Annotated in this window: 19 protein-coding genes and 1 pseudogene; 8 read left to right on the forward strand and 12 right to left on the reverse strand. The window is 65.4% G+C overall.

The window, feature by feature from the left end; translation table 11 throughout:
* Positions 1–79: 79 nt before the first annotated feature.
* The 3 genes from O0880_RS02160 to O0880_RS02170 all read left to right on the forward strand — a co-directional run bounded on the left by O0880_RS02160 (position 80) and on the right by O0880_RS02170 (position 4,412).
* Complete coding sequence (locus tag O0880_RS02160) at positions 80–2,827, forward strand: DUF4118 domain-containing protein (protein WP_289884795.1); 2,748 nt, start codon at positions 80–82, stop codon at positions 2,825–2,827.
* Entirely contained in the window at positions 2,824–3,522 is a 699-nt protein-coding gene (kdpE, locus tag O0880_RS02165) for a two-component system response regulator KdpE (RefSeq protein ID WP_071321986.1), read from the forward strand. Before O0880_RS02160 ends, kdpE begins: the two co-directional genes overlap by 4 nt.
* A 140-nt stretch (positions 3,523–3,662) precedes the next feature.
* On the forward strand, positions 3,663–4,412 hold the full coding sequence (locus O0880_RS02170; RefSeq protein WP_289884796.1) for a TorF family putative porin: 750 nt from the start codon (positions 3,663–3,665) through the stop codon (positions 4,410–4,412).
* Positions 4,413–4,496: 84 nt separating this feature from the next.
* On the opposite strand, the gene O0880_RS02175 is transcribed toward O0880_RS02170, so the two are convergent.
* From O0880_RS02175 to O0880_RS02185, 3 genes are read right to left on the reverse strand one after another with little or no spacing between them, the layout of a single operon-like run.
* Entirely contained in the window at positions 4,497–5,048 is a 552-nt protein-coding gene (locus tag O0880_RS02175) for a division plane positioning ATPase MipZ (RefSeq protein ID WP_071321988.1), read from the reverse strand.
* Positions 5,026–6,057, reverse strand: coding sequence for a 4-hydroxy-tetrahydrodipicolinate synthase (gene dapA, locus O0880_RS02180; protein ID WP_289884797.1), 1,032 nt, complete (start codon positions 6,055–6,057; stop codon positions 5,026–5,028). Before dapA ends, O0880_RS02175 begins: the two co-directional genes overlap by 23 nt.
* The gene (locus tag O0880_RS02185) at positions 6,054–6,338 is read right to left on the reverse strand and encodes a hypothetical protein (RefSeq protein WP_232251033.1); all 285 of its coding nucleotides are present in this window, start codon (positions 6,336–6,338) and stop codon (positions 6,054–6,056) included. Before O0880_RS02185 ends, dapA begins: the two co-directional genes overlap by 4 nt.
* A gap of 242 nt (positions 6,339–6,580) precedes the next feature.
* Between O0880_RS02185 and O0880_RS02190 the strand changes: the two genes are divergently transcribed.
* Together O0880_RS02190 and O0880_RS02195 are read left to right on the forward strand one after the other, a co-directional pair.
* On the forward strand, positions 6,581–7,573 hold the full coding sequence (locus O0880_RS02190; RefSeq protein WP_071321990.1) for a type 1 glutamine amidotransferase: 993 nt from the start codon (positions 6,581–6,583) through the stop codon (positions 7,571–7,573).
* Entirely contained in the window at positions 7,570–8,649 is a 1,080-nt protein-coding gene (locus tag O0880_RS02195; protein WP_289884799.1) for an alginate lyase family protein, read from the forward strand. The genes O0880_RS02190 and O0880_RS02195 overlap by 4 nt, the downstream gene beginning before the upstream one ends.
* 1 nt (position 8,650) lies before the next feature.
* Here the strand turns inward: O0880_RS02195 and O0880_RS02200 are convergent, their stop codons facing one another.
* The 8 genes and pseudogenes from O0880_RS02200 to O0880_RS02235 form a co-directional block, all read right to left on the reverse strand.
* Positions 8,651–11,122 carry a TonB-dependent receptor gene (locus tag O0880_RS02200; protein ID WP_289884801.1) on the reverse strand — a complete coding sequence of 824 codons (2,472 nt, stop codon included), beginning with the start codon at positions 11,120–11,122 and terminating at the stop codon, positions 8,651–8,653.
* 95 nt (positions 11,123–11,217) lie between these two features.
* A complete protein-coding gene (locus tag O0880_RS02205) occupies positions 11,218–11,997 on the reverse strand; it encodes a FecR domain-containing protein (protein WP_289887272.1) in 780 nt (259 codons plus the stop codon).
* Positions 11,998–12,051: 54 nt separating this feature from the next.
* Positions 12,052–12,534 (reverse strand): annotated as a pseudogene (locus O0880_RS02210) (sigma-70 family RNA polymerase sigma factor); the annotation flags it as partial.
* A gap of 301 nt (positions 12,535–12,835) precedes the next feature.
* Positions 12,836–13,966 (reverse strand): YbdK family carboxylate-amine ligase, encoded by a 1,131-nt coding sequence (locus O0880_RS02215; protein ID WP_289884803.1) that lies wholly within the window; start codon positions 13,964–13,966, stop codon positions 12,836–12,838.
* Positions 13,967–15,154: a cation:proton antiporter gene (locus tag O0880_RS02220; protein WP_071326208.1), complete on the reverse strand. Its 1,188-nt coding sequence runs from the start codon at positions 15,152–15,154 to the stop codon at positions 13,967–13,969. It abuts the gene before it with no gap.
* Between the two features lie 308 nt (positions 15,155–15,462).
* Positions 15,463–16,632, reverse strand: coding sequence for a VWA domain-containing protein (locus O0880_RS02225; RefSeq protein ID WP_071321991.1), 1,170 nt, complete (start codon positions 16,630–16,632; stop codon positions 15,463–15,465).
* Positions 16,626–17,279, reverse strand: a complete 654-nt coding sequence (locus tag O0880_RS02230) for a GNAT family protein (RefSeq protein WP_289884804.1) — start codon at positions 17,277–17,279, stop codon at positions 16,626–16,628. The genes O0880_RS02225 and O0880_RS02230 overlap by 7 nt, the downstream gene beginning before the upstream one ends.
* 9 nt (positions 17,280–17,288) lie before the next feature.
* Positions 17,289–18,158 carry a MoxR family ATPase gene (locus O0880_RS02235; protein ID WP_071321993.1) on the reverse strand — a complete coding sequence of 290 codons (870 nt, stop codon included), beginning with the start codon at positions 18,156–18,158 and terminating at the stop codon, positions 17,289–17,291.
* A gap of 233 nt (positions 18,159–18,391) precedes the next feature.
* Here O0880_RS02235 and O0880_RS02240 point away from each other — a divergent pair, with 233 nt between their 5' ends.
* Both O0880_RS02240 and O0880_RS02245 read left to right on the forward strand, forming a co-directional pair.
* On the forward strand, positions 18,392–18,721 hold the full coding sequence (locus O0880_RS02240) for a cytochrome c (RefSeq protein ID WP_071321994.1): 330 nt from the start codon (positions 18,392–18,394) through the stop codon (positions 18,719–18,721).
* An 11-nt stretch (positions 18,722–18,732) separates the two neighbouring features.
* Positions 18,733–19,074: a cytochrome c gene (locus O0880_RS02245; protein ID WP_071321995.1), complete on the forward strand. Its 342-nt coding sequence runs from the start codon at positions 18,733–18,735 to the stop codon at positions 19,072–19,074.
* 14 nt (positions 19,075–19,088) lie between these two features.
* On the opposite strand, the gene norR is transcribed toward O0880_RS02245, so the two are convergent.
* Entirely contained in the window at positions 19,089–20,627 is a 1,539-nt protein-coding gene (gene norR / locus O0880_RS02250) for a nitric oxide reductase transcriptional regulator NorR (protein WP_289887274.1), read from the reverse strand.
* A 150-nt stretch (positions 20,628–20,777) separates the two neighbouring features.
* Here norR and nirK point away from each other — a divergent pair, with 150 nt between their 5' ends.
* Positions 20,778–22,259: a copper-containing nitrite reductase gene (gene nirK / locus O0880_RS02255; protein WP_289884805.1), complete on the forward strand. Its 1,482-nt coding sequence runs from the start codon at positions 20,778–20,780 to the stop codon at positions 22,257–22,259.
* Positions 22,260–22,272: the final 13 nt, after the last annotated feature.

Below are 22,272 nucleotides of genomic sequence, written 5' to 3' on the forward strand. Positions count from 1 at the left end.
GGCGCAGCCAACAATGCCGTCGGATTACGCGCTAGCGCTAATCCGGCCTACAGATGCTCCAAGAAGACTAAAATACAATATGCTCCCCAACGACAGCCAACGCCCCGACCCTGACGCCCTGCTGGCGCAAGTGCAGGCGCAGGAAAAGAAAGCCGCGCGCGGCAGGCTGCGCATCTATTTTGGCGCCTCCGCCGGCGTCGGCAAGACCTATGCGATGCTGGCCGCCGCCCGCAAATTGCTGGCCGATGGTCAGGATCTGCTGGTCGGCGTGGTGGAGACGCATGGGCGCCAGGATACGGCCGCCCTGCTGGACGGACTGCCGCTGCTGCCCCGGAAGGCCGTCGAATACCGCGGCAAGACCCTGTTCGAGTTCGACCTGGACGAAGCGCTGCGGCGTGCGCCGCCGCTGATCCTGATGGACGAACTGGCCCATTCGAACGTGGCCGGTTCGCGCCATCCGAAGCGCTGGCAGGATGTCGAGGAATTGCTGGCGGCCGGCATCGACGTGCTTTCCACCGTCAACGTGCAGCACCTGGAAAGCCTGAACGATGTGGTGGGCGGGATCACCGGCGTGCGCGTGGCCGAGACCCTGCCCGACACGGTGTTCGACCGCGCCGACGAGGTGGTGCTGGTCGATATCCCCGCCGATGAACTGCTGCGCCGCCTGAAACTGGGCAAGGTGTATCAGCCGCAGCAGGCGGAGCGGGCGTCGCAGCATTTTTTCCGCAAGGGTAATTTGATCGCCTTGCGCGAACTGGCCTTGCGCCGCACGGCCGACCGCGTGCAGGACGACGTGCAAGCCTACCGCGTCGAGAAGTCGATCAATCCCGTCTGGAAGACGGGCGCCGCGCTGCTGGCTTGCGTGGGGCCGCGCGCGGGCGGCGAACATGTCATCCGCAGCACGGCGCGCCTGGCCAGCCAGCTCAATGCGGAATGGCATGCGCTGTATGTGGAAACGCCGCGCCTGCAGCGCCTGCCGGCGCGCCAGCGCGAACGCATCCTGAAAACGCTGAAGCTGGCGCAGGACCTGGGCGCGCGCACGGCCGTCAATCCCTCCGGCGACATCGCCGCCGCCATCGTCGACTATGCGCGCGGCGCGAATATCTCGAAAGTCATCGTCGGGCGCGGGCAGGGCAGGGGCGGCTGGCTGACGCGGCTGTGGAGTGCGTCGCCGGCGGCGCGCATGGCCAGCCTGGCGCCCGATATCGACCTGATCGAGGTGGGCTTGCCGCCAGCTGACGCCCCGCCCCGGCCTGTCGCGGGCGTGGACGCGGAAACGCCGCGCCGCCCCATGCGCCACTGGCGCTACATCCTGGCGGCCGGCGCCAGCATGGCCACGGCCCTCGTTTCGGTGCCGTTGCAGCCTTACCTGGACCTGGCCAATATCGCCATGCTGTCGCTGCTCACGGTGGTGCTGGTGGCCGTGCGCCTGGGGCGCGGACCGGCGGCGCTGGCCAGCCTGGTGGGCGTGGCCTGCTTCGACTTCGTCTTCGTGCCGCCGCGTTTCTCGTTTGCCGTGGGCGATTTTCAATACATCATCACCTTTGGCGTGATGCTGGCCGTGGGCCTGATCACGGGCCACCTGACGGCCGGCCTGCGTTTCCAGGCACGGGTCGCTTCGCACCGCGAAGCGCGGGCGCGGGCCCTGTACGAGTTTTCACGCGAGTTATCCAGCGTGCTGCAGACGGAGCAGATTTTCGAGATCACGAAAAATGCCATCGAGCGGGCGTTCCGCGCGCGCGCGACCCTGCTGCTGCCCGATGACGAGGGACGGCTGCAATCGCCAAATGGCGTGGAGCCGCTGGACATGGGCATCGCGCAGTGGGCCTTCGACCATGCCCAGGCGGCCGGCACGGGCACCGATACCCTGCCGGGATCGAGCATTTTTTATCTGCCGCTGATCGCGCCGATGCGCACGCGCGGCTTGCTGGCGCTGCTGCCGCTGGAGGCGCCGCGTCACGGGCGCTGGCTGCTGGTGCCCGAGCAGCGCCAGCACCTGGACACCTTTGCCGCGCTGGCAGCCATCGCCCTCGAACGCGTGCACTACATCGACGTGGCGCAGGGTGCGCTGGTGCAGATGGAGTCAGAACGCTTGCGCAATTCGCTGCTGGCGGCCCTGTCGCACGACCTGCGCACGCCGTTGACGTCGCTGGTGGGGCTGGCCGAATCGCTGGCCCTGTCGAAACCGGCGCTGTCCAGCGCGCAGCTGGACATGGCGCGCGCGCTGCAGTCCGAGACAGTGCGCATGAGTGCGCTGGTGGCGAACCTGCTGGACATGGCGCGCATCGAAAGCGGCCAGGTGCGCCTGAACCTGCAATGGCAGGCGCTGGAAGAGGTGGTCGGCAGCGCGCTGCGCGCCAGCGGCCCGCAGTTGCAGGCCCACCGCGTGCAGACGCAGCTGGCGCCGGACTTGCCGCTGGTGCGCTACGACGCCGTGCTGATCGAGCGCGTGCTGTGCAACCTGCTGGAAAACGCGACCAAGTACACGCCGCCGGGCAGCAGCATCGCCATCGTTGGCCGGGTACATGGGCAGTTCCTGCAGGTGACGGTGCAGGACGATGGCCCGGGCTTGCCGCCCGGGCGCGAGGAAGCCATCTTCGAAAAATTCACGCGCGGCGAGCGCGAGTCGAACAAGCCGGGCGTGGGACTGGGGCTGGCCATCTGCCGCGCCATCGTCGAAGCGCACGGCGGCACCATCCACGCGCAGCCAGCCGCGTCGGCACAGGGCGCGGCCATGGTCTTTACCTTGCCGCTGGGCACGCCGCCGGCACCGCCCGCGCCGGAGCCGGACGATGCAAACGATTTTGAAACAGGACAACCATCATGAACGAACCTTCCGCCACCGCCTTGCTGGTCGAGGATGAACCGCAAATCCGCCGTTTCGTGCGCTCCGCGCTGGAGGACGAGGGCTGGCAGATTTTCGAGTCGGCCACCATGCAGCGGGGCCTGATCGACGCGGGCACGCGCCGCCCCGACCTGATCGTGCTGGACCTGGGTCTGCCCGACGGCGACGGCATCGACTTCATCGCCGACATCCGCAAATGGTCGGCCGTGCCCATCATCGTGCTGTCGGCGCGGGTCGACGAGCAGGACAAGATACGCGCGCTCGACGCGGGCGCGGACGATTACCTGACCAAGCCGTTCGGCGTGGGCGAGCTGCTGGCGCGCGTGCGCGCCACCTTGCGCCGCCAGCGCCAGCCCGCCGCCAGCGATGACGGCGTGGTGCAGTTCGGCGACGTGCGCGTCGACCTGAAGGACCGCCTGGTGACGCGCAACAAGCAGCTGGTGCACATGACGCCGACGGAATTCCGTTTGCTGTCCGTCCTGGTGAAAAACGCGGGCAGGGTCGTCACCAATCCGCAACTGCTGCGCGAAGTGTGGGGGCCGTCGAACAGCGAAAACGGCCACTACCTGCGCATCTACATGGGGCATTTGCGGCAGAAGCTGGAAGCCGACCCGGCCCAGCCGCAGTACCTGCTGACGGAAACGGCCGTCGGCTACCGCTTGCTGCTGCCTCTCTAAACCGCTTAAACCGCTTTTCATCCCCTGTCTGAAAACAGGCGCCGCGCGCGCCAGGGGGACGCTTTACCCGAATTTTTGCAGCGGCGGGCCAGCTGCGCCATGTTGGCAAAGGCCCATACCACCCATGAAGAAGAAAAACCATGAATAAAATGTTACTTGCACTCGCCGTCGCCACCGCCTTTACCGGCAGCCTGGCCCACGCCGACGAGGCCAAGCCGGACAACGAGCTGAGTTTCAACGTGGCCGGCGTGTCCGACTACCGCTACCGCGGCATCTCGCAGACGCGCTTGAAGCCCGCGCTGCAGGGCGGCTTTGATTACGTCAACAATCCCACCGGCCTGTATGCGGGCGCGTGGGCCTCGACCATCAAGTGGACCAAGGACGCGGGCGGCAGCGGCGACGTGGAAGTGGACCTGTATGCGGGCAAGCGCGGGCAGTTGAACGCCGATATCGGCTATGACGTGGGCGTGCTCGCATATGTGTACGCGGACAACGGCTTGAAGCACGTCGCCGGCCTGGCCAACGCGGATACGCAGGAAGTCTACGGCCAGCTGTCGTATGGCGCGGCCTACATCAAGTACTCGCATGCCGTCTCCAACCTGTTCGGCATCGTCAACAGCAAGAACAGCGGCTACCTCGATATCGGCGCGAATATCGACCTGACGAATGGCTGGACCGGCAACCTGCATGCGGGCCATCAGAAGGTCAACAACAATGATGCATCGAGCTACACGGACTGGAAAGTGGGCGTGACGCGCGACTTCGGTTTTGTTTCTGGCGCGCTGGCCGTGATCGGCACGAATGCCGGCAAGGCCGCCTATGCCTCGCCGGTCAACGGCAAGTTCATGGGCAAGACGGCGCTGCTGCTGACGGTCAGCAAGACGTTTTAATTGAAGGGAGGAGAGGCGGCGGCGCCGCCTTTCGCGTGCTGAAAATGGGGCCGGACCCGGCGGGTCTGGCCCCAGCCGTCGTTGCTATGCCGCGCGGTGGCTGCAGTCGAACACGGCGCAATACAGCTGTCCCAGGCCGACCACGCGGGCTGCCGGGATCCGCGCGGCCAGGGTGTGGGCGGCCGACGCTTGCGTGTCCGTTGCCAGCAAGACGCATAGACCGGGATTGAAGCTGCGCGCATGCGCGATGCGGCGCGTCAGGCCTGCCTGCGCGGCGGCGTCGATGCCGCCGTCCAGCGGCACCACCAGCACGCGCGCAGCGATCAGGGCCGAGCGGCTGCCCATGGAATCGCGGCCTTCGCTGTCGATGACGATGTCGTGGTAGCAGGTCACCAGGTGCTCGAGTTCCGGTTGCAGACCCTTGGCGCTGATGGCGCGCGCCATCAGGCGCGGCCGCGTCACGCTGTTTTGCGTGACGCCGTCGTGCATGATCCTGGCCTGCGCCAGGGCTCCCTGGCGCGGATCGGCATCGAGCAGCAATACCTTGCGTCCGGCCAGCGCGCGCGAGGCAGCCAGCCGTCCGGCGACGATGGATTTTTCCATCCCGCCGCGTTCATCCGTGATGGCGATGATCATCGTGGCGTACCGCGGGCATGATGTTGGCAGGGGAGACCAGCTGCAGCAGGCAGCTTTCGCGCGCGGCCAGCCTTTCATCGGCCGTCCATACGGGCAGCTCCATCAGCTGTTCCAGCGCATCGGCCAGCGCGGCTTGGCCGGCCTGGGACATGGGTGTCATCGGCAAGCGCAGCTCGTCGCGCACCTTGCCCTGCATGGCCAGCGCCGCCTTCACGGGGCCGGGGTTGGGTTCGGAAAACAGCAGGCGGATGACGGGCAGCATGGCCTTGAACAGGGCGCCTGCTGCGCCGTGGCGGCCCTGCTTGACGAGGTGGAACAGCTGCGCATACAGGTCGGGACGTACCTGGGCGGCGGCCGACATGGCGCCGTGGCCGCCCATGGACAGGCTGGCCAGCAGCAGCGCATCGTCGCCGCACAGCACGTCCAGGCGCGTGTCGAGCAGCAATTCGCCGAGCTGCTGCAGCGTGCCGCCCGCTTCCTTGATGGCGACGAAATGGGAGTCGCGCGCCAGCAGGGCGGCCGTCTGCGGCGCGATATTCACGCCCGTGCGGGCCGGTACGTTGTACAGCACGATGGACTGGTCGGTGGCGGCGGCGATGGCCTGGAAGTGGCGCACGATGCCGTCCTGCGACGGGCGCACATAGGCGGGCGCGGAGATCAGCAGGCCGGCCAGCGGATGGTCGTTATAGCGCTGCACGCTGGCGATGACGCCGTGCGTGTCGCTGCCGCCCACGCCCATCACGACGGGAAAGCGCGGACCGACGGCTTCGAGCACGCTATCCAGTAGCATGGTCTGTTCGGCGGCGCTCAGCATGGCCGCCTCGCCCGTGGTGCCGCACGCGACCAGGCCGTCGATGCCGCTGGCGGCCAGCTCGCCGGCCAGCTGCTGCGCGGCGTCGACGTCGATCTGGCCATCGCGGAACGGCGTGACCATCGGCACCCAGATGCCCTGGAAGTGCGCGGTGATGCGGGAGGTGGACATCGCCTGCTCGCAGGCATACTGGTTCATAGCGATTTCCCCTGGCTGATGCGGCCAAATTCCGCCGCCGGCAGCAGGCGCATGACGGCATCCATCGTCAGGCGCAGGGCCGGTTCCGTCACGCACAGCCAGACTTTCATGCGCTCGGCATGGTCGACCGCTTCGACGCGCATGAACGAGAGCATGCCGCCGCAGGTCTTGACGACCAGCTGGCGCAGCTCGGCCAGGCAGGATTTGTCGACCGTGATGTGCATGAGGAAGGTGGGCAGGCGGGGATGGCGGTGGGGCAGCGCTTGATGCGCTGGAGGCATAGAGTGGCGTGAATGGGGATCCATGGCGGCTTTGCAGCGGTGGTTGAGGTACGTTCAAGATTAGCAGCGGGGCCGTAAAGATTCTCTAAAAAGCGGGGCCGCCGGCGTAAACGCGGCGTATGCGTTGGGTGCGCTCCTGTTGCGCGGATGCGCCGCACGTATGCTTTTGTTACAAAATTGAATCGTGCTTTCGGAGGCGGGGGTTTATATTGAAACCGTCCCCGCTTTGAGTCAGCCTTGCCATGTCAGACGAAAAAGATCCCCAGCAGCCCCCTTCCACCGATCCTGCACCGCCATCCCGGCCCGACCGGGTTGGCCGGGCATCCGACGACGAGCACCGCGCACGCGACGCCGCGCCGCGCTACCTGAAGGACAATGACACGCCGCTGGCGCTGGCCTGGCGGGTGATCTCGTCGCGCTACCGTTCCATGCGCGACAAGGCGAGCCGCGATTTCATGCGGCGCACCTTGCGCATCGGCATCTCGGCGCGCATCTTCCATCCCGAGCCCGGTGCCACGGGCCTGCGCAGCAAGAACCTGCAATACCTGGAAGAGTCGATCGCGCAGTGGGTCATGTCGCGCGACGTGCTGGTGTTCATGATTCCCACGGTCAATACCAGCGGCCTGCTCCACCCGAGCAACATCACCTTGCGCCACTATGCGCGCCACCTGGACGGCCTGGTGCTGCAGGGCGGCGCCGACGTCTCGCCGCAGACCTATTCGGAGACGGCCACGCGGCCCGAATGGAGCGGCGACCGCGCGCGCGACTTGTACGAGCTGGAGCTGCTGCACGAATTCGTCGACGCGGGCAAGCCCGTGCTGGGCATTTGCCGTGGTTGTCAATTGATTAATGTCGGTTTCGGCGGCACGCTGTACCAGGACATCGCCTCGGACGTGGAAGGCGCCACCTCGCACGTCAACGACCTGTATGACCGCCACCGCCACAGCATCGTCTTCCCGAAAGGTTCGTCACTGGCCGGCCTGTTCCCGAAGACGGGCGAGGCACTGGTCAATTCCATCCACCACCAGTCGGTCAAGGACCTGGGACGCGACATCACGGTGGAAGCGTATTCGCAGGGAGACAATATCGTCGAGGCCATCCGCTACCAGCGGGCGCGCTTCGTCATGGGTCTGCAGTGGCACCCGGAATTCCATTCGGCGGGCGGCGTCGAACTGCTCGACTGCACGCCCATCCTCGACAACTTCCTGCGCGCGGCGCGGGAAACGCGGTTTTGACGCCCTTCCTGATGCGCCGCCGCGCCGTGCTGGCCGGCTTGCTGGCGTTGTCCCTGGCGCAGCTGCGCGCGGCGCCGCGCCCGCACGAGGCAGCGCTGCCGTTTGCGCTGACGTCGGCCGAGCGCGCCCGCACGCTGAAGGCGCGCGTGACCCCTGCCGTTGCCGAACAGGTGCTCAAGGCGGCGCGCAAGGATGCGGCGCGGCCCGTGCATTTGATGGCGCAAGTGCGCACGGGCGGCTTGCTGAAGGGCGAGGGCGGGCGCGAACACAGCCAGCAGGCGCAGGAAGACTGGCGCCAGGCGCGCCTGCAGGCGCTGGCCTGGCGGCTGTCGGGCGACATGGCGCATTTCGAGAGCGCGCGCCGGCTGGTGCTGGCCTGGAGCAGTGGCTATCAGCCGTCGTTCAGTCCCGTCGACGAGACGGAGCTGGCCAGCCTCCTGACGGGCTTTGATTTGCTGCAGGAGCGCCTGAATGGCGTCGAGCGCGAGCAGGTGCAGGCATTTTGCCGCACCCTGGCGCACGGGTACTTGAGCGATCCGATCAAGGTGGGCGGGCCGTCGACGGCGCGCAACAACTGGCATAGCCACCGCATCAAGATCGGCACGGCCGCCGCTTACCTCACGGGCGAGGCGCTGCTGATCGCGCGCGCGAAAGAGCGTTTCCTGGCCCATGTGCCGCGCAATATCGGCGCCGGCGGCGTGCCGTTCGACTTCGAACAGCGCGACGCCCTGCATTACACCACCTACAGCCTGGAACCGCTGCTGGCGACGGCGCTGATGGCGCAAGCCCATGGCGACGACTGGTATGGCGCGCCGCCGGCGCGGCGCCTGGCCGAGGCGCTGGCCTGGCTGGCGCCGTATGCGCAGGGAAAAAAGACGCACGAGGAATTCGCGAAAAGCGCCGTGCCCTTCGACCGCAAGCGCGTGGCGGCCGGCGAAAAGGGCTTCACGGGGAACTGGGAACCCAAGGGCGCCGCCAATGTGTACCTGCTGGCGGCGCGCTTCGATCCCGCTTATTTGCCGCTGGCGCTGGAATTGCGCCCGCCGGCATGGGCGCTGGCGTTGTACGGCGCGTAGTTTAAAACTTCGTGCGCACGGTGAACATCACGCTGCGCGGTTCGCCATAAAAGCCCGTCTGGAACAGGCCCAAACCCGTCATGTATTTCTTGTCCAGCAGGTTGTTCACGTTGAGGCTGGCCGTGACGTTCTTGCTGATTTCATAGCGGGCCAGCAGGTTGACCAGTGCGTAGCTGCCCTGCTTGATGCGCGAATAATCGTTGATGGCGGGATTCCAGATATTGCCGTAGTGGCTGCTTTGCCAGTTGATGCCGCCGCCGACGGTCAGCTTGTCCAGGCTTGCCGGCAGGCGCCACGTGCCCTGCACGCGCACCAGGTGGGCCGGCTGCGTGGTTTGCAGCATGGTGGAAAACACGTCCTTGCCCTCCGCGTCGCGCACATGCGCATAGGTATAGCCGGCGCTCAGCTTCACATCCCTGGCCACTTCGCCCGTCACTTCCATTTCCACGCCGCGGCTGGTGACGCCGTCGATGGCTCGATACGCTTCTTCGCCGTTGACTTCGCCCACAGAGCTGGCCACGTTGCTTTGACGGATCTGGAACAGGGACGCGCTGGCATTGACCTTGCCGTCAAGATACTCCGCCTTCACGCCCGCTTCGAAACCCTTGCCGCGCACGGGGGCGAGGAAGTTGCGGTTGACGTCGCGGTTGCTCTGCGGCGCGAAGATGCTGGTGTAGCTGCCGAACACGGAATATGTCTTGTCGAGGTCATACACGATGCCCGCGTACGGCGTGATGACCTTGTTTTCCTCGATGCGCGACTGGATGCGCGCCGTGCCGCTGTCGAAGAAGGTACGGTCCTGTTCCTGCCTGTAGTCGCTGACGCGCGCGCCGACGATGACGGACAGCGCGTCGACAGGATGCAGGCGCACGGCGCCATACAGGCCGCTCTGGCGCGTGCTGTCGTTGTCGTTGCCCAGGCGCTTGAAGGCCGGTTCCGCGTACTGGCCGCGCCAGTCGAAATAGCTGCCTTCGACTGGCGGATAGATGGATTCGTAGACGGGGCCGTCCTGCTTCGCCGTCGATGAAGAATAGCCGACCATGGCTTCGTGCCGGCGGCCGAAGGCCGTGAACGGGCCGCTGGCGTCGACGTTGACGGTGGTCTGGCGGCGGTCGCCCTTGTATTTCCCCATGAAGAAATAGGCGCCTTCGCCCGTGGCGGGGTCGGGATTGCCGCCGCTGGCCGAGCCGAGCACGCTGTCATGCTTGCTGCGCAGCTGGTTGGCGCTCAATTTCACCTTCCACTCGTTGGCGAAGCTATGCTCCAGCGACGTAAACAGCGTGGTGTTCTGCATGTCGCGGCGGCTCCAGTCCGTGGCCGGGTTCCACGCGGTGGGGAAATCCGTGCGCGAGCCATCCGAGAACAGCACGGGAAAACCGGTCCAGGTCGAGCCGCGCGGCTTGTAGTCCTGGTGCGTGAAACCGGCCGTCAGCAGGGTGACAGGCGTCAGGTCCGCCTCGATGATGCCGTAGGCGACCGATTTTTGCTGTTTATAGCGGTCCAGGTAGGAGTGCTTGTCCTGGTAGGCGCCCACCAGCCGGCCGCGCACCGTGCGGCTGTCATTCAGGGGGCCGGAGACATCGACTTCGCCGCGGTAGTTGTCCCACGAGCCGGCGCCCAGGGTGGCCGAGCCCTCGAAGCTGGCGGTGGGGCGCTTGCGCACCATGTTGACGGTGGCGGACGGGTCGCCCGAGCCGCTCATCAGGCCCGTCGCGCCTTTCAGCACTTCGATGCGGTCGTAGATGGCCATGTCGCTGTTGGTCGTGCCCCAGTCGTACACGCCATCATAGATGGCCGATACGCCGTCGTACTGGAAATTGGTGACGGCGAAGCCGCGCGCCTGGAAGCTCCAGCGGTCGCTGTCATAGTTCTGCACGCTCACGCCATTGACGTTCTTCATGACGTCGGAGACGGCGTTGCTGTTCTGGTCATCCATCTGCTGGCGCGTGACGATGGTCAGCGATTGCGGCGTTTCGCGCTGCGTCAGGACCAGGCCCGTGGCGCCGCTGGCGGGGCCGCCCGTATAGCTGCCCGTGCCGGCCGTCACGGCGCTGCGTTCGGCCGCTGCCACCACGGTGACGCCGCTCATGACGGCCACGCCGCGGCTGTCCGCCGTTGAGGCGCCGGCGCTGGCGGGGATTTTCTGCAACAGGTAGCCGCCATTCGCCTGCGGCACGGTTTGCAGGCCACTGCCGGCCAGCAGCGTGCGGAAACCGTCCTGCAGGCTGTAGCGGCCTTGCAGGCCGGCGCTGCGCAAGCCTTGCGTGGCCTCGCTGGAGAATGACAGCAGGATGGCGCTGTCGCTGCCGAAGCGCGTCAAGACATCGCCCAGCGAGCCTGCGGGAATGCTGTAGCTGCGCACTTGCTGCGTTTGCGCCTGGGCTGATGCCGGCAGGGCCAGGGCCATGCCGATCTGCGACAGGGCGCAGGCCAGGACGGTGCGGGTAAGGAGGGTACGCGAAGCGTGATGCATGTGAAAAAACCTTTCGTGGATGCGCAAGATGGGGACTGCCTATCTTCCAAGTCACGCGACCACGGCGAAACAGCTCAATTTCAAGAGAATATTTTTTAGCGTGCCGCCAGTTCGATGCGCACGACCTGATGTCCCCAGAAGCGCGTGACGGTATTGCGGCGCAACTGCAGGCTGGCGCAGACGGCGTCGAGGATGGCGTCCGTGTCGGCCAGCGGGTAGGAGCCGGAGACGCGCAAGCTGGCGATGCCGGGCGCACAGCTCAGCGGCTGCTCGCAGTAGCGCGTCAGCTCGGCGAGAAAATCGGCCAGGCGCATGTCGCGCGCCACCAGCATGCCACCGAGCCAGGCCCCGCCATAGGGAGCCAGCGCCTGGCGGTGGTATCCCGCGCTGTCGAAGTGGGCGCCCTCGCCGGGGCGCAGCACCAGGCGCTGGCCGCCATCGTCGGCCAGCACGGCGACGGCCCCTTCGAGCACGCCGGTGCTGGCGTAGTCATCGTGCAGGCGCACCGTGAAACGCGTGCCCAGCGCCTGCAGGCCGCCATGCGGCGTGCTGACGAAGAACGGCCGTTGTGCCGCATCCTTGCCGGTGGCGATGAAGATCTCGCCGGCCAGCAGCACAATGCGCCGCTGTTCGCCGCTGTAATCGATGTTGACGGCGCTGCTGGTGTTGAGGGTGAGCTGGGTGCCATCGCTCAGGGTCACGACGCGGCGCCGGTTGACGCCCGTGCGGTAGTCGGCCGTCCAGCCGCGCCATGGCGCATGGCGTTCGAATGCGTACAGCGAAGCGCCGCAGGCCAGCAGCAGGGCCAGGGTCTTGACGGCGTGGCGGCGCGGCGCATTCGCCTGCACGCAGGCGCGCAGCAGGGTCGCCTGCATGGCCGGCGGCAGATGCTCGTGCTGCAGTTGCAGCTGCTGCCACGCGTGCGTGGCGCTGCCGGCGCGCTGCAGGTGGCGTTTCACCGTGGCCAGCGAGATGCCGAGCTGGCGCGCGATGTCTTCCTGCGGCAGGTCGTCGAGCTGGCGCAGCAGGAAAGCGCGCTTGACGGGCGCCGGCAGGCCGTCGAGCATGCGGTCGAGTTCGAATACGGTGGCCAGCAGCAGTGCCCGTTCTTCGGGCGACGGTGCATGCAAAGGCGGCAGCTGCGCCAGCACGTCGAGGTAGGCCAGTTCCAGTTTCTGGCGCCGGTAGTGGTTGAACAGCACGCGCTGGGCAACGGTGGCGAGAAAGGCGCGCGGCTCGCGCGCGGCGACGGCGTCCTCCCGGTCGAGCAGGCGCATGAAGGTGTCATGCGCCACGTCGGCCGCGCAGGCGGTGCTGCCCAGCTTCTTGCGCAGCCATCCCTGCAGCCAGCCGTGGTGGTCGGCGTACAGTGTCGCGATGTCCTGGCGTTGTAGCGGCTCTGCCAGCGGCATCGCGTTCCCCTTGCATGGCCGGCCCGGCTGGATCGGTGGATTAAACAATAATAAGAATCATTCTCACTTATTGTAACAAGCGGGGCCGGCTGCTGTAAATGACGGGGAGGCGGGGTGTGGTTTTTTGGCTTTGCTCTGCTGCCGTAAAAGTCACGGTGACTGGCAACACCGTCGCGCGCGGACGGTGGCGGGTAGGTCGCATTAGTCCGCAGTACGTCATCCGACAACATTGTTGGCGACGCCAGTCGGATTGCGCGGCGTGCCGCCGCCGATCCGAGCTACGTTTCCATGCTGACCGGCGTCAGTAGTTCATCGGCTCGCCGCGAAAACATCTGATGGCCGAATCGACCATGCCCTCGGCGCTGCCCTGCAGGCTGTGCTGCTTGCGCAGGTATTGCGCATCGCTCCACTGCTTGGCCACGTCCGACAGGTGTTTCAGGGCCTGCGTGCTGCCCAGCGCCTCGGCGTGCGGTTCCATCTTGCGCAGGGTGGTCATGATGTCCTCGCGCAGCGACATCGTCTCGTAGGTTTTCGGATGCGTGATGGCGCCGTCGAGGCCGAAGCGGCAGGCCTGGAAGCGGTTGTAGTTATACACGAGGTAATCGTCTTCCACCGGCGGCGCTTCCTTGCGTTCGAGCAGGTAGCGGCACAGCGCCTGCAGGTAGGCGGCCAGCGCGGCGGCCCGCTCCACCGTCAGCGGCGTATCGCACACGCGCAGCTCGATGGTGCCGAATTCCGGTTTGGGGCGGATATCCCAGTAAAAGTCCTTCATGCTCTTGATGATGCCCGTGTTCTCCATCTTGGCGAAATACTCGTTGGAGAACTGGTCCCAGCTCAGGGTGAATGGCGCGCGTCCGCTCATGGGGAAGGCGAACACGGAGTTCAGGCGTGCCGAATCGAACAGCGTGTCGCGTCCCTGCACGTAGGGCGAGGAGGCCGACAGGGCGATGAAATGGGGGATGTAGCGGTTCAGCGAGTGCAGCAAAAACATGGCGTCGTCGCCCGAGGCGCAGCCGATATGCACGTGCTGGCCGAAGATGGTGAACTGCTTGGCCAGGTAGCCGTACAGTTCCGAAATTTCCTGGAAGCGGGGCTTGGAAAAGATCTTTTGCGACGACCATTGCTGGAACGGGTGCGTGCCGCCGCCCGCGATGCCGATATTGAGCTTGTCGCCGGCCGTGATCAGCGTGTCGCGGATTTCCTGCAGCTGCTCCAGAAGGGGGCCATGATGCGTGTGCACGCTCGAGTTGATCTCGATCATGCTCTCGGTGATTTCCGGCGTGACGTTGCCGGGAAACGGTTTTTTATTCAGCAGGTGCAGCAGGTCGGGGCTGGCGGCCGTCAGGTCGTAGTCCGACAGGTTCACCAGCTGCAGTTCGAGTTCGACGCCGAAAGTCAGCGCGGCCGATTGGCCAAAGGGTTCCAGCGGCATTTAGCGCTCCTTGATTTCGTGGGTTTCTTTTGCCAGCATCAGCACGCGCTGCACGAGCACGGGGCCGACCAGTTCCAGGCCCAGGGTGACGGCGGCCAGGGCATTCAATTCGTCGCCGAAGTTCACGCCGTGCTGGCGCGCGTGTTCGAGCAGCAGGATGATGAAGACGGAGACGGGCGTCAGCGCCACGCCTGTCAGGATGCCCTTGCGCCAGGAAATGCCGCTGACATGCGAGAACGCGGCCACGCCGACGACTTTCGTCAGCAGGCGGCCGCCGACGACGGCCAGGGCCAGGCCGGCGCCGGCCGTCACGCTGCCCCATTCCAGGGTCGAGGCGGCATACACGAACAGCAGCACCGTCAGCAGTTCGCCCAGCGCGCCGAAATTGCGCTGCGCCTGGCTGAAGGCGACGCGGCGGTGGCGCGCCACCAGCCCGAAGGTCAGGGTGGCCAGCAGCGGCGACAGGCTGGTGGTGTAGGTCAGGGCGACGAGCAGCATGACGGACAGGGCGAAAGCCACCGTGGCGTCCTGTGCCATGTTGCCCAGGCGGCGCAGCATGGCGGGCACGATGATGCCGAAGACGGTGCCGGCGGCCACGGAGGCGGCCAGCACGGCGGCGCTGCTGCTGGTCGCCTCGATCAGGTCGGTGGAGCTCTGGAACATCCAGAAACCGATGATGATGTTGAAGGTGAAGACGGCCAGCACGCAGTTGAGCGCCGTCAGGTGGACGATGCGCTCCGTGACCTGACCCGAGCTGCGCTCCTCGTTGATGACGCGCATGATGGTGGCCGGCGAGGTGGACATGGCCAGCGACGCCAGCAGCAGCGCCGTCATCGATGTGGTGCCGAACTCGATGCCGATGAAGTACACGACGGCAAAGGTCAGCAGGGACTCGACGAGGCCCGTGACGGCGATCCACGGGTTGTTTTTCAGCCAGCGCAGGTTGATGCGGTAGCCGACTTCGAACAGGATCAGGCCGAAGGCCACGTCGGCCAGCACCAGCATGGGGCCGGCGTCCGTCTGCGGCAGGATGCCGACCTGCGTCTGCGCCAGGATGAAGCCGATCACGCCGTAAAAACTGATGCGCGGCAGGCCCGTCCAGCGGTGGCCGAATTCGCCGACGACCCAGGCCAGGGTAATGGCGAACGGCCAGGACAGGTCGGCGGCGATCGAGATTAGACTTTGCATGCTCATTCCTTTGAAGTGTCGCTGGCACCGGCCGGCAGCATGGAGACTGGCGCGGCAACAGCATGGTGCAGCTTTGGTGCATTGTTTGCGCAGAGCGTTGCGCCGATTCTACCGGAGCAGAAGGCGCGCACGATGTGCGCAATCGAACAGTGCCGTGGTCATGGCGGCCACGCACGGGATGCGGCAGGGGCGGGGCATGGCAATGCCGATGGCGCGCCGCCCGCGGCGGAGAGGCTCCGCACGGTTGTTTCTACCGCAGTGTACGACATGGCGGCGGCATGCCGCCATGGACTTTTTGTTGCACGCTTTTATTTACTGAGCAAGCGCATGCCCCGTTCCAGTCCGTCGATCGATAGCGGGAACATGCGGTTGTTCATCAATTGCCGCATCACGCCGATGGACTGGCGGTACTGCCACAGGCCTTCCGACTCGGGATTGAGCCAGATGAATTTCGGGAAGGCGGCGGTAAAACGCGCCAGCCATGTCGATCCCGCTTCCTCGTTGTTGTATTCGACCGAGCCGCCCGGCTGCAGTATTTCATAGGGGCTCATGGTGGCGTCGCCGACAAAAATCAGCTTGGTGTCGGGCGGGTACTTGCGCAGCACGTCCCAGGTGGGGAAACGCTCGGCGTTGCGGCGCCGGTTGTTCTTCCACAGGTAGTCGTAGACGCAGTTATGGAAGTAAAAGAATTCCATGTTCTTGAATTCCGTCTTCGCCGCCGAGAACAGTTCCTCCGTGCGCTCGATATGGTCGTCCATACTGCCGCCCACGTCGAGCAGCATCAGCACCTTGATGCGGTTCTTGCGCTCGGGCCGCATCCTGATGTCGAGGTAGCCCGCGTTGTTGGCGGTGGCGGCGATGGTGGCGTCGAGCGCCAGTTCGTCTTCCGCGCCTTCGCGCGCGAACTTGCGCAGGCGGCGCAGCGCCACCTTGATGTTGCGCGTGCCCAGCTCGCGCTCGCCGTCGTAATCCTTGTAGCTGCGCGCTTCCCACACCTTCACGGCCGTGCGATTGCCGCCCTTGCCGCCGATGCGGATGCCTTCCGGATTCGTGCCGCCGTTGCCGAACGGCGAGGTGCCGCCCGTGCCTATCCACTTGCTGCCGCCTTCGTGGCGTTCCTTCTGCTCCTTCAGCAGCTCGTTCAGGCGGTCCATCAGCTTGTCGTAGCCGAATTTTTCCAGCTGCGCCTTCTGCTCTTCGGACAATTCGCGCTGCATGCGTTTCAGCAGCCAGTCCAAGGGAATCGTCGCATTCGTCTCGAAGGCCGCATTGACGCCCTTGAAGTACTGCGCGAACGCGCGGTCGAACTTGTCGAAATGCGCTTCATCCTTGACCAGGGTCAGGCGCGACAGATAGTAGAAATCGTCCATCGAGGCGCCGATGACGTTCTTTTGCAGCGCCTCGAGCAGCGTCAGGAATTCCTTGATGGAGACGGGTATCTTCGCATCCTTGAGCGTGAAGAAGAAATCGATCAGCATGGCGCGCTTTCGCCATCCGCGCCGCCGTCGGCCCTGGGCAGCGCCGCGATGGGACGCTGCGCCAGCTTGTAGCGCAGGTGGGCGGCGATTTCCGGCCACTCGCCGCGCGCGATGCTGTACATGACCGTGTCGCGCACGGTGCCGTCGCGGCGCAGCGCATGGTGGCGCAGCACGCCATCCTTTTTCGCACCCAGGCGTTCGATGGCCGTCTGCGAGGCGTGGTTGAAGTTGTCGGTGCGCAGTCCCACCAGCGCGCAATCGAGAGTCTCGAAGGCGTGCGCCAGCAACAGCAGCTTGCAAGTGGTATTGACGTGGCTGCGCTGGCAGCGCTTCGCATACCAGGTGTAGCCGATTTCCAGGCGGCCGATGGCGGGTACCACGTCGTGGTAGCTGGTGGTGCCGATCACGTCGCCGCTGGTCACGTCGATGACGGCAAAGGCGAAGCGCGCAGGGCGCATCTCGATGGCCTTGAAGATGTACTGGTCGACCTGGTCCGGTTCCGGCACGGACGTCACGCGCAGGTTCCATAATTCGCCATCCATGGCCGCGGCGCGCAGGCCGGGCGCGTGATGGGGCGCCAGCGCCTCGAGGCGGATGCCGTGCAGCTCCAGCGGAACGAAGACGTTTTCCGTGCTGATGTCTTTCACCTGCGCTCCTTAGCGGTTGGTGCGCGACATGAACATCAGGCGCTCGAACAGGTGCACATCCTGTTCGTTTTTCAGCAGCGCCCCGTGCAGGGGCGGCACGACGGCCTTGTTGTCCTTGCTGCGCAATGCTTCGGCGGGGATGTCCTCGGCCAGCAGCAGCTTGAGCCAGTCGAGAAATTCCGACGTCGACGGTTTTTTCTTCAGGCCCGGCACGTCGCGCACCTCATAGAAGGTTTGCAGCGCCTGCGCCAGCAATTCCTGTTTCAGGTGCGGATAGTGGACGGCGACGATCTGCTCCATCGTGTCCTTGTCCGGGAATTTGATGTAGTGGAAGAAGCAGCGGCGCAAGAAGGCGTCCGGCAATTCCTTCTCGTTGTTCGAGGTGATGATGACGAGCGGGCGATGGCGCGCCGTGACCATTTCGCGCGTTTCGTAGACATAGAATTCCATGCGGTCGAGTTCGCGCAGCAGATCGTTCGGGAATTCGATGTCGGCCTTGTCGATCTCGTCGATCAGCAGCACCACCGGTTCGGGCGCCGTGAACGCCTGCCACAGCACGCCCTTGACGATGTAGTTCTGGATGTCGCGCACGCGCTCGTCGCCGAGCTGAGAATCGCGCAGGCGCGAAACGGCGTCGTACTCGTACAGGCCCTGCTGCGCCTTGGTGGTCGATTTGATATGCCATTGCATCAGCGGCATGTTCAGCGCCGCCGCCACTTCCTCGGCCAGCATGGTCTTGCCCGTGCCGGGCTCGCCCTTGATCAGCAGTGGCCGCTGCAAGGTCAGTGCCGCATTCACGGCCAGTTTCAGGTCGGCGGTGGCGACATAGCTGTCGGAACCTTCGAAGCGGTGGCCTTGCTGTGGGTGCTGTGCTTGCATGAGCGGTCTGCCAAAGTATTGAAAGGGTGAGTATAAACAGAACTGGGGCGTACTGCCACGCAGGCGGCCTGTGCCCGCCCGCATACACTGGTCTTTTTGTAGGTGGACTTGCAAGAACATCTTGGTTAGAATCGGCAAGTAGCAGCTTAATTGTCAACCTTAATTGTCAATACATAAGATCAATAAAAACCAGCTCTGGCGTTTCTCCGATTACCTTTGTTCACTTTGCCACTATGAAAAAAATATTTGCACTTCTCGTGCTTGCCGGCATCGCAAATGCCGTCACAGCGGCTGACATTGTAGGAAACGCCAAGGCAGCCACTGCCAAGGTGGAAATGTGTATCGGTTGCCACGGCATTCCCGGTTACAAGGCAACTTTCCCTGAAGTGTTCCAGGTGCCGATGATCGGCGGCCAGTCGGCAAAATACATCGAAAATGCGCTGCAAGCGTACAAGAAGGGCGATCGCAAGCACCCCAGCATGAAGGGCATCGCCAGCAGCCTGTCGGACCAGGATATCGCCGACGTCGCCGCCTACTATGCGCAACAAGCCAAGCCGAACTGAGGACTAGCCAGATGAAAACATTATTCGCCGCCCTCGTTTGCGCCACCGTCTCGTTTTCCGCCGTTGCCGCCGGCAATATCAACACGGGCAAGGTCCTGGCGGAGAAATACAGCTGCGCCACCTGCCACGGCAAGGATTATGGCTCGCCCATCGACCCGTCGTATCCGAAACTGGCGGGCCAGCACAGGGATTACCTGGAACACGCGATGACGGCGTACAAGCGGGGCGACAAGGCCAACGGCCGCAACAACGCCATCATGACGGGCCAGGTCAAGCCGCTGAGCAACCAGGATATCAAGGACCTGGCCGCCTACTTCCACAGCCTGCCCGGCACCCTGGTGACGCACCGCTGAGCGGTGTCGCCGGCTCAGGCTTTCAGCCCGACCCGGCGCGCCAGCTTGTGCAGGTTGCTGGCGTCCAGCCCCAGCTGGCGCGCCGCCGCGGCCCAGTTGTCCTGATGCAGGGCCAGCGCCTGGCGGATGGCCTGGCGCTGGCTCGCTTCCACAATTTGATGCATGCTGAGCAAAGGCGCCGCTGCCGTCGCGCACGCTGCCGGCGCACCCGCCGGCGCCTCCAGCGCATCGAGATCGAGCATATCCGTTTCCAGGGTGACGATGTCCTTGCGGTCCGCGCCGCGGATCACGGCTTTCAGCGCGGCACGGCTGATCACATGTTCGAGTTCGCGCACATTGCCGGGCCAGCGGTAGTGGCGTAGCGCCTCTTCCGCTGCCGCCGACAGGCGCAGGCTGCGCAGGCCCAGGCGTGCACGGTTGAGTTCCAGGAAACCGCCCGCCAGCAGCAGCACGTCATTGCCCCGCTCGCGCAGCGGCGGAATCGGCACGGGATACACGGATAAACGGTGGTACAGGTCGGCCCGGAACGTGCCGTCGCGCACGTGCTCGCGCAAGCTGCGGTTGGTGGCGGCGATCACGCGCACGTTGACCCGGCGCGGCCGGTCCGCGCCCAGGCGCTGGATTTCCCCATTTTGCAAGGTGCGCAGCAGTTTGGCCTGGATGGACAGCGGCAATTCCCCCACTTCATCGAGGAACAGGGTGCCCCCTTCGGCCGCCTCGAAACGGCCGGGCCGGTCGCTGACGGCGCCGGAAAACGCGCCGCGCACATGGCCGAACAGTTCGCTCTCGGCCAGGGACTCGGGCAAGGCCGCGCAATTGACATGGATCAAGGGCTTGCCGGCGCGGCGCGACAGCCGGTGCAGCCGGTGCGCGCACAGTTCCTTGCCCACCCCCGTTTCCCCCAGCAGCAGCACGGGCAGTTCCGAATCGGCCACCACCTGCAGTTCGTGCAGCAATTGCGTGATGGCGCCGCTCTGGCCGACGAAATCGTGTTCCTCGCGCGGCACCTGCGCATTGGCCTGCATGGCGCCGCCCGACAGGCGCAGGCCGCGTATTTCGGCCTCCAGGCGGGTGACGCGCACGGCTGCCTCGATGGCGCACGCCAGTTCGCCCAGCTCGCGCTGCGCGCGGACATCGAAGGCGCCCACCTGCAGGGCGTCGAGCGTGATCACGCCCCAGCGTTCGCCTTCCAGGTCGAGCGCCATGCCCATGCAGTCGTGCACGGGCAGCGGCTCGCCGGCCCGCTCGGCGATCAGGCCGTCGTACGGATCGGGCAGGGCACTGTCGTGATGGAAGCACAGCACGCCGCGCCGCTGCAGGATGGCGGCCAGGCGCGGATGGTCCGTGACGGCGAAACGGCGTCCCAGCGCGTCGCTGGCCAGGCCGGCCATGGCCACGGGCCGCAGGTGCTCGCCGTCCAGTTTGAGCAAGGCCACGGCCTCGCAGCCGAAGTACGCGCGCAGGCTGCCCACCAGCCGTTGCAGGCGCACGGCCACGGGCAGGTCGGCGACCAGGTCGGTGAGTAGCAGAAGGTGAATGGCGGAGGTGGTCATCATGACCATGGAGGGTACAACGGACCCTGCCCAGGCAGGGTCATAACGACCCTGCAATTTTCAAATCGTTGATTTAAAACAAGTTTTTCCTGGCACACGGTTTGCCTAGGTAAGAGTGCCGAACCGGCAGACAAGACCAAGGAAAGCTTGATGAAAACCACTCCCTCCCTCGGCGCCATCGCCGCCGCCATCTGTGTCCTGGCGCTGCCCCCGTGCGTACAGGCGCAGGCCAGCCTGCCTGCCAGCGCCGCCGCCACTGCCGCCAAATCCGCCGCCGCGACGCTCAAGCGTTATGAACTGCAGACCAATATCGTCGATGGCAAGATGGTGTTCATCGACGCCAAGGGCCAGGTCAATCCCGTGCTGGCGGCAAACGTGGGCGACACGGTCGAACTCGTGCTGAAAAGCGGCGAGGGCGCCGAACATGATTTGCTGATACCCGAGCTGAACGTGGCGTCCGCCAAATTCAGCGCCAATACGGGCAAGACCAGCGTGCGCTTCAAGGTCACGCGCGCCGGCACGTTCACGTATTACTGCTCGATTCCCGGCCACCGGCAGATCGGCATGGAAGGCAAGCTGGAAGTGAGCGGCGCCTCGCGGGCAGAAGCCGGAGCACCGAAGGCGGCTGGCGCGGGCGCCGCCAGCGAATCGGGCCAGGCCGCCGCGCTGGCCCTGTACACGCCGGCGCCATCGCCGATGCGCGGGCCCGATCCATCCGCCGTCAGCGTGGCGGCCAATCCCGCTTCGGTGCCCGCCGCCATCGGCGCGCGCGCGCCGCAGACCCTGAAATACCGCATGGAGACGGTGGAACTGCCGGGCAAGCTCGATGACGGTACCAGCTTTACCTACTGGACCTTCAACCGCCAGGTGCCCGGTCCCATGCTGCGCGCGAAGGTGGGCGACACGGTGGAGCTGACCCTGTTCAATGCGAAAGACAGCAGGATGATCCACTCGATCGACCTGCATGCCGTGACGGGCGGCCATGGCGGCGGCCAGCACACGCAGGTGGCGCCGGGGCAGGAAAAAACCGTCACCTTCAAGGCGCTCAATCCCGGCCTGTATGTGTACCACTGCGCCACGCCGCTGGTGCCGCAGCATATCGCGGCAGGCATGTACGGCATGATCCTCGTCGAACCGGAAGGCGGCTTGTCGAAGGTGGACCGCGAGTATTACGTGATGCAGGGCGAGATGTACACGGGCCGTCCGCACGGCGCGCCCGTGCACCAGGAACCGAACCTGGAAAAGATGGCCAACGAGCTGCCCGACTACTACGTCTTCAACGGAGAAGTGGGCGCCTTGAGCAAGACGCACAAATTGCAGGCGACAGTCGGCGAGACGGTGCGCATCTACTTCGGCGTCGGTGGCCCGAACAAGATTTCATCGTTCCACATCATCGGCGAAATCTTCGACAAGGTGTACAGCGAAGGCTCGATCAGCAGCCCGAAACACGACGTGCAAACCACCTTGGTGGCCCCCGGCGGCGCGACCATCGTCGAACTCAAGGTGCAGCACCCGGGCAGCTACCTGCTGGTCGACCATGCCCTGTCGCGCGCCGGCAAGGGCGCCGTCGGCGTGCTGGAAGTCACGGGCGAGCCCGTGCCCGGCGTCTACCACGCGGGCGCCCGCCAATAAACCCTATTCATCC

The organism is Janthinobacterium sp. SUN118, assembly GCF_030397695.1.
GTDB lineage: Bacteria > Pseudomonadota > Gammaproteobacteria > Burkholderiales > Burkholderiaceae_D > Janthinobacterium.

Coding starts and splice junctions, on each gene's coding strand:
- O0880_RS02160 (WP_289884795.1), top strand. CDS start 80: ATGCTCCCCAACGACAGCCAACGCCCCGACCCTGACGCCCTGCTGGCG.
- kdpE (WP_071321986.1), top strand. CDS start 2,824: ATGAACGAACCTTCCGCCACCGCCTTGCTGGTCGAGGATGAACCGCAA.
- O0880_RS02170 (WP_289884796.1), top strand. CDS start 3,663: ATGAATAAAATGTTACTTGCACTCGCCGTCGCCACCGCCTTTACCGGC.
- O0880_RS02175 (WP_071321988.1), bottom strand. CDS start 5,048: ATGATCATCGCCATCACGGATGAACGCGGCGGGATGGAAAAATCCATC.
- dapA (WP_289884797.1), bottom strand. CDS start 6,057: ATGAACCAGTATGCCTGCGAGCAGGCGATGTCCACCTCCCGCATCACC.
- O0880_RS02185 (WP_232251033.1), bottom strand. CDS start 6,338: ATGCCTCCAGCGCATCAAGCGCTGCCCCACCGCCATCCCCGCCTGCCC.
- O0880_RS02190 (WP_071321990.1), top strand. CDS start 6,581: ATGTCAGACGAAAAAGATCCCCAGCAGCCCCCTTCCACCGATCCTGCA.
- O0880_RS02200 (WP_289884801.1), bottom strand. CDS start 11,122: ATGCATCACGCTTCGCGTACCCTCCTTACCCGCACCGTCCTGGCCTGC.
- O0880_RS02205 (WP_289887272.1), bottom strand. CDS start 11,997: ATGCAGGCGACCCTGCTGCGCGCCTGCGTGCAGGCGAATGCGCCGCGC.
- O0880_RS02215 (WP_289884803.1), bottom strand. CDS start 13,966: ATGCCGCTGGAACCCTTTGGCCAATCGGCCGCGCTGACTTTCGGCGTC.
- O0880_RS02220 (WP_071326208.1), bottom strand. CDS start 15,154: ATGCAAAGTCTAATCTCGATCGCCGCCGACCTGTCCTGGCCGTTCGCC.
- O0880_RS02225 (WP_071321991.1), bottom strand. CDS start 16,632: ATGCTGATCGATTTCTTCTTCACGCTCAAGGATGCGAAGATACCCGTC.
- O0880_RS02235 (WP_071321993.1), bottom strand. CDS start 18,158: ATGCAAGCACAGCACCCACAGCAAGGCCACCGCTTCGAAGGTTCCGAC.
- O0880_RS02240 (WP_071321994.1), top strand. CDS start 18,392: ATGAAAAAAATATTTGCACTTCTCGTGCTTGCCGGCATCGCAAATGCC.
- O0880_RS02245 (WP_071321995.1), top strand. CDS start 18,733: ATGAAAACATTATTCGCCGCCCTCGTTTGCGCCACCGTCTCGTTTTCC.
- norR (WP_289887274.1), bottom strand. CDS start 20,627: ATGACCACCTCCGCCATTCACCTTCTGCTACTCACCGACCTGGTCGCC.
- nirK (WP_289884805.1), top strand. CDS start 20,778: ATGAAAACCACTCCCTCCCTCGGCGCCATCGCCGCCGCCATCTGTGTC.